Here is a 4,561-nt window from a genome sequence, read left to right on the forward strand (position 1 = left end):
TGACACCCTTGGAATGAAAATTAAAGCCAAGCTTTGGCCTGAATTTTGAAAGCCAGCGAAGCCAGCGCTTGCAGGTCATGCGGATGACGTTGGCAAGGTTCTTGCTGCGCCATTGTTCGCGCTGCTGGATATCAAGCAAGCCGTGCTCGCGCGCTTTGCGCAGCGCATTGCGTGTTGTGGTGAGGCCAACGCCTGCGCGGTCGCCGATTTCCTTGTTGGTGCAGCAGCAAGATTCGTGTTGGCGTATGTCAGCAGCCACGATGTAAAGCACCGCCCGTTCGCCTTCGGTAAAACAATCACGCAGATGCGGGGGGAGGGCGGCCATATCGCCAAGGCGGCGCTTGCGCGCCCATCGCTCGGGATTGCGCTTGCCCGTTGCCGCTTGCGTTCGGCTTTTATCGGATTTCGGCCGGATGGGAAAATAGGATCGCGGCGGCGGAACTTTTTCTTCGCGTGCCTTTACGCCCCTGAACATTAAAGGGGCACAGATATACGGTAGGCGGATAACGGGGTGAACGGGATTGCGCGGAAGCCGTTTTCATCGAGGGCCGGTTTTTCTTCCCAGAGATAATCGCCGGTCAGGTTTACATGCTCCCATGTGAGCGGCGACAGGCTGGAAAGCAGATGATCCGGGATAGCTTGTCCCGCTTTGCGTAGGGCATCGACGACGCGGCCGGTGTAGATTGTATTCCAGTGAATAATGGCGGTGACAATCAGGTTGAGTGCGGAAGCCCGGATCGACAGATTTTCCTGGCTGCGATCGCGGAAACGACCGAGACGATGAAGATTGACCGCCCGCACGAGGCTGTTCCGGCTTTCGCCTTTGTTCAATTCAGCCGTCGTGGTCTTGCGCAATTGCTCGTCATTGATCCAATCGAGGGTGAATAGGGTTCGTTCAATCCGGCCCATTTGGCGCAGCGCCTGGGCGAGGCCGCTCTGTCTGGTTGTTGCCGAAAGACGCTTCAGCATGAGTGAGGCGCTGACTGTACGGGTGCGCAGCGAGGTCATCAGGCGCAAGATATCATCCCAATGCGCCCGGATCAGATCGGCATCGATCCTGTCGCCCATAACACTTTGGAGAATTCCATATTGTTTGGCTGGTCCGAAACCATAGAGACATCGTCCGTCGAGATCGGGAATGCGTGGCACGAAGGCGAAACCGAGAGCATGGCAAAGGGCGAATACACGATCGCTGACGCCGCCACCATCAACATGGTGCCGAACAATATTGAGACCAGCATCGGTTTCCAGCAATGCATCGAGCACATGAACGGCTTCGCTCGCCGTTGCGGCAGTGATTTTGGTGTGGAACGGTGCGTAGCGGCCAGAGATCGCGGTGTAGAGCTTGATAATAGGATTGTTTCCATACCTGCCGTTGACACCCCCCGCAACTTCGCCGCCGTCGCCAAGATGGATATGCTGTCCATCCGAGGAAGAAACGGCGTGCGAGCCGAATACGGTTGCGAACGGCGCGCAGTGTTGCTCCTCAACCAGTTTGGCGAGCGCCAGCGTGAAGGTCTCCTCCCGGAAATGCCAGATTGCCACCTGCTGTAGCTGGCGGCGTGTTATGCCCGGGCAGGCATGCGCCATTTTCGAGAAGCCGAGGTTCGTGGCTTCGGCGATCAGCGCTGCATAGAATATCCGTAAATCCGACGGTGACCGCCCCGTCTGAAGATGCTCGAATAGGGAACTGAAGCCGGTCATCCGGTCGATATCGGCCACGAGGTCCGTCAATCGGACCGGCGGCATGGGGCTGCAACACGTCTCGCAAATATGAGCGCAGCCTCGGTTTCCGCGGTCCTGACGGCAGGGACCCGCAATCCTTTCGCACCGATGCGGGTATCGCCTTGGCTCGCTTCCAGGCGATGTGCGGCCTCACGCAGTTTTTGATCCAGTGCTTCGGCCTTCTGGGCGAGATAGGTCTCGACATCAACCGGGATCGCAACCGGAATGCGGGCCTCGGCTTTGATGATAGCAAAGGTCTGTTGCGAGATCATCTGCTCATCGAGCGCGCGGTAGGCGCGGGAGCCCTTGATCCATATGTCTCCGGCAGCAATCCTGTTCTTCGTAAGCGCTGTTTTCAGGCCACGGCTTTGAGATCGTGCGTTGCGGCATAGGCCCAAGGCAGCAGGTCGTCGATCTGGCTATTTGGATGATTGTTGACGATCTTGGTGAGGACGTCTGAGAGATAGGCCAGTGGCTCGACATTGTTGAGCTTTGCCGTCTCGATGAGCGAGGCGATAGTCGCCCAGTGTTCGGCCCCGGCGTCAGAACCGGCAAATAGCGCATTTTTGCGATTGAGGGCAATTGGCCTGATTGACCGTTCGACGACGTTGGAATCGATCTCGATCCGGCCATCGTCGATGAAGCGGGTCAAGCCGTCCCAGCGTGACAAGGCATAGCGGATTGCTTCGGCGAGTTTTGTCTTCTGGCTGATGTAGCCGAGTTGTTCACGCAGCCAGGGAGCGAGGCTGTCGGTAATCGGACGACTTTTTTCCTGACGGGCGACACGACGCTCCTCGTGGGGCCGGCCACGTATCTCTTCTTCGATCCTGTAAAGTTCGCCGATGCGTCGCAGCGCCTCGCTGGCGATGGGTGCCGGACCAGCGGCAGCAAGCTCATAGAAGCGGCGTCGAACGTGGGACCAGCAGAAGGCCAGCGACACGGTGTTCTTTGCCGCGAGCGGGCGATATCCACTGTAGCCGTCTACCTGCAGGATGCCGACGAAGCCGTCGAGATGGGCCATCGGTCGTTCGCCTTTGCGATCTGGCGCATAGACATAGGTGACACCGGGCGGGTCATCGCCCTGCCACGGCCGGTCATCTCGTGCATAAGCCCAAAGCTGGCCGGTCTTGGTTTTGCCACGTCCCGGATCGAGCACCGGGGCCGTCGTCTCGTCGGCGAAGAGCTTGGACGATGACTTCAGATGATCGAGCAGCCGCTGATGGACCGGGCGTAGATGCCAGGCGGCGCGACCGACCCAGTCGGCGAGCGTCGAACGGTCGAGGTCGATGCCCTGACGCTTGTAGATTTGCGCCTGGCGATACAGCGGCAGGTGGTCAGCATATTTAGATACCAGCACCTGGGCGACGGTTGCCTCTGTCGGGATGCCGCCCTCGATCAGCCTTGCCGGGGCCGGAGCCTGGACAACGACTTCTTCACAGGCCCGGCAGGCATACTTCGGGCGGCGCAGCACGAGCACCCGGAATTGGGCGGGCACAAGATCGAGCTTCTCGCTGACATCCTCGCCGATCCGATGCAGGTCGTTGCGGCAGCAGGGGCAGGCATGGTTATCGATATCGACCACGATCTCGACGCGCGGCAGATGCGCTGGCAGTGAACCCCGGTTCGTACGCCGTTTAGCGACCTGCGCCTGGCGCAGAGCAGTCGAGCCTTGTTCCTTCTCTTCCAGCCCGGCAGCCTCGATCTGTTCGGCCTCTTCAAGCCCAAGCAGAAGCTGGTCCTCTGGAAGCGTCTCTGCCCGTCGACCAAAGCGGTGACGCTGTAATTCCTTGATGATCTGCCGCAGGCGGGCATTCTCCGCCTCACGCGAAAGCACCATTGCTTTCAGCGCGTTCAGGTCATCCGGAAGCTCGTCTGCCGTCATCGTCATGGATCGAGAACAGCATATTTTGCCGCTCGGAGCGAGACGCTGAATGGCTCTGATTCAATTGGTCGCGCCCGTTATCCGGCCTTTATCGGCGTGCGCGTTTCGCTCGGCGCATGCACGCGTTTCCAGTCCAATCCTTCGAACAGAGCCGAGAACTGGGCGGCCGTCAGATGCATCACACCGTCTTGCATTCGAGGCCAATGGAACTCGCCATCCTCGATCCGCTTGGCGACCAGGCACACGCCGCTGCCGTCCCAGAAGATCAGCTTGATCCGGTCCGTTCGTTTGGCCCGGAATACGTAGATCGTGCCCGAGAACGGGTCGGCACCCATCTGGGCCTTTACCAATGCCGCCAATCCTTCAGCACCTTTGCGGAAGTCGACAGGCTTGGTGGCGATCATCACTTTTACCGCACCGGACGGGCCAATCACGACTGAGCCTTCAACGCCTGGATGACGGCGGCAATGGTTGCAGCATCGGTGCCAGAGGCAATACGCAGCCAGGCTCCATCAATCCGCAATTCAATGGCCGCCTCCGGAGAAGTTCTTCTTGGCAAACGTGCTTGCCGCGCCCTCTTCGGTTCCGAATTCTCGGGCGACACGACGACTGCTGGTGCAAACATTGGTGCTTGCTCCGGCACCGACAACACATCAAGCGGCTTTCGGGCGAGCCGTCGCCATGTGAACAACTGCTGCGGCGTCAATCCATGCCGCCGCGCCACAGAGCACACCGTGACGCCAGGCTCGCAACTCTCCGCAATGATCTGCGCCTTCTGATCGTCGCTCCATTCGCGACGACGGCCATTGCCTGTGAACACCTCAAACCGGCGTATCGGCTCATCCTTGGATTTAAGCGTAAGTTCTGAAATCGACATATGTCCTAGCCCTCTTTCGAGGTTGAACATCAATGATCAAGCGATGATCCGGAAGGTGGGGTCAGGACAGCGCTTAC

General features: G+C 59.1%; 3 protein-coding genes and 2 pseudogenes. All 5 read right to left on the bottom strand.

Features of this window, described 5'->3' with window-relative positions; all coding sequences use genetic code 11:
* Positions 1 to 475 (bottom strand): annotated as a pseudogene (locus tag ACTJKP_RS26260) (hypothetical protein); the annotation flags it as partial.
* Positions 475 to 2,066: pseudogene (locus ACTJKP_RS26265) on the bottom strand (Tn3 family transposase); the annotation flags it as partial. The pseudogenes ACTJKP_RS26260 and ACTJKP_RS26265, both read right to left, overlap by 1 nt.
* Before the next feature lie 14 nt (positions 2,067 to 2,080).
* Positions 2,081 to 3,613 carry an IS66 family transposase gene (gene tnpC, locus ACTJKP_RS26270; RefSeq protein ID WP_121539677.1) on the bottom strand — a complete coding sequence of 511 codons (1,533 nt, stop codon included), beginning with the start codon at positions 3,611 to 3,613 and terminating at the stop codon, positions 2,081 to 2,083.
* 71 nt (positions 3,614 to 3,684) lie between these two features.
* On the bottom strand, positions 3,685 to 4,041 hold the full coding sequence (gene tnpB, locus ACTJKP_RS26275) for an IS66 family insertion sequence element accessory protein TnpB (RefSeq protein ID WP_109366349.1): 357 nt from the start codon (positions 4,039 to 4,041) through the stop codon (positions 3,685 to 3,687).
* The gene (gene tnpA / locus ACTJKP_RS26280) at positions 4,038 to 4,484 is read right to left on the bottom strand and encodes an IS66-like element accessory protein TnpA (protein WP_181375986.1); all 447 of its coding nucleotides are present in this window, start codon (positions 4,482 to 4,484) and stop codon (positions 4,038 to 4,040) included. The genes tnpB and tnpA overlap by 4 nt, the downstream gene beginning before the upstream one ends.
* Between the last annotated feature and the right edge of the window lie 77 nt (positions 4,485 to 4,561).

This window comes from Brucella sp. 22210, from assembly GCF_052045675.1.
GTDB lineage: Bacteria > Pseudomonadota > Alphaproteobacteria > Rhizobiales > Rhizobiaceae > Brucella.